The sequence below is a fragment of the Dietzia aerolata genome (genome assembly GCF_014144865.1).
GTDB lineage: Bacteria > Actinomycetota > Actinomycetes > Mycobacteriales > Mycobacteriaceae > Dietzia > Dietzia aerolata.
Window position 1 is genome coordinate 1 of record NZ_JAALDM010000233.1, and the last position, 1,598, is coordinate 1,598.

General features: G+C 70.0%; 2 protein-coding genes and 1 pseudogene. All 3 read left to right on the plus strand.

Going from position 1 to position 1,598, the window contains the following annotated elements; genetic code table 11:
* Positions 1-669: SDR family oxidoreductase (locus G6016_RS13470; RefSeq protein WP_182633148.1), on the plus strand; the 669-nt coding region annotated here is incomplete at its 5' end.
* 447 nt (positions 670-1,116) lie between these two features.
* Positions 1,117-1,323 carry a PspC domain-containing protein gene (locus G6016_RS13475; RefSeq protein ID WP_182633149.1) on the plus strand — a complete coding sequence of 69 codons (207 nt, stop codon included), beginning with the start codon at positions 1,117-1,119 and terminating at the stop codon, positions 1,321-1,323.
* A gap of 49 nt (positions 1,324-1,372) precedes the next feature.
* Positions 1,373-1,598: pseudogene (locus tag G6016_RS13480) on the plus strand (enoyl-CoA hydratase); the annotation flags it as partial.

Genomic DNA, 1,598 nt, shown 5'->3' on the forward strand with positions numbered 1-1,598 from the left:
CGCAGCCGCGAGCGCCTGGACCAGCTCGCCGCCGAGGTGACCGAGGCGGGCGGCCGGGCCATCGCCGCGACGGTCGACGCCACGGACCCCGCCTCGGTGCGCGCCCTGAGTGAGACCGTCGAGCAGCACACCGACGCCGTCCACGGCCTGGTCAACAGCGCCTTCGCGGTGCCCAGCATGAAGCCGCTCGCGAAAACCGACCACGCCCAGATCACCGCCGGCATCGACCTCTCGGTGATGGGCGCCCTGCGCGCCACGCAGGAGTTCACCGACCTCCTCGAAGCCGGCCGCGGCTCGGTGGTCATGATGGCCTCGGCCGTCATCCACCACTCCCGCGAGCGCTACGCCGGCTACAAGATCGCCAAGACCGCCCTGGTCGCGCTGGCCCACTCGCTGGCCACGGAGCTCGGCCCGCGTGGCATCCGCGTCAACACGGTCGCGCCCGGCTACATCTACGGCGACACGCTCAAGGCCTACTTCGAGTCCCTGGCTGAGAAGTACGGCGGCTCCACCAACGACGTCTACCAGCACATGGCCGAGAAAATGGACCTGCGCCGCCTGCCGACCGAACAGGAGATCGTCGACCCGGTGCTGTTCCTGCTCTCGGGCCGCTCGTCGGCGGTCACCGGCCAGACGCTCACCGTGGACTGCGGAGAGTTCCACACCTGATCCGGTAGCCGGTCGGGCGGTGTTGTCGTCGTCAAAATTCCTCCCGCCAGCCCCGTACCGCGCCGCGCCCCTCGCCAGCCCCGTACCGCGCCGCACCCCCGTGCCAACCGGGAGTTGCCGGACACGACGGGGCAGTTGGCGGACATCTGGTGCGAATCCGGGCCGATTTTCGCCAGAAATGTCCGGCAGATGGCGAGGACTGTCCGGCAACTGCGCGGCGGTCCCGCCCGGCGCACCCCTAGGGGTCTCGGGGCGGACACAGGCCCAAGATCAGGGACGATCCCCGATGTGGGACGGGCGCGGGCGGAGGAGAGTGGAAGTCACCGGGGGAGAGGTCCCCGGCGCACCACCAAAAACCCACGACCACGACGACGACAACGTCGGCATCACCCCGGGCGCGCGCAGTGCCTCGGTCGCCGAACTGCTCGTCTGAGAAGGAGCCCCGTCATGACCAGCATTCCGTCCTCCCAGCCCAAGCGTCTCGTCCGTTCCCAGGACCGGTGGATCGGCGGTGTCGCCGGCGGCGTTGCCGACTACGTCGGGATCGACCCGATGGTGGTCCGCGCGTTGTTCGTGGCGTCGCTGCTGCTGCCGGGGCCGCAGGTGCTCATCTATCTGATCCTGTGGCTCGTCATGCCGAATTCCGGAGCCTGATCCGGGACTGCGGGGCTCGAGTGCGTCGGCGCATGGCAGGCTCTACGCCATGAGCGATTCCAGCACCCCCTCTGCCCCCGCCCCCGGCGAGTTCGTCTCGGTCCGTATCGACAAGGGGGCGCGGCACAAGCACGTCGCCCAGGTCACCCTGATCGGCCCGGGCCGCAACAACGCGATGGGCCCGGATTTCTGGGCCGAGATGCCGCGCGTGATGGCCGAGCTCGACGCCGATCCCGAGATCCGCGCCGCGGTCATCGCCGGCGACGGCCGCAACT

Coding starts and splice junctions, on each gene's coding strand:
- G6016_RS13475 (WP_182633149.1), top strand. CDS start 1,117: ATGACCAGCATTCCGTCCTCCCAGCCCAAGCGTCTCGTCCGTTCCCAG.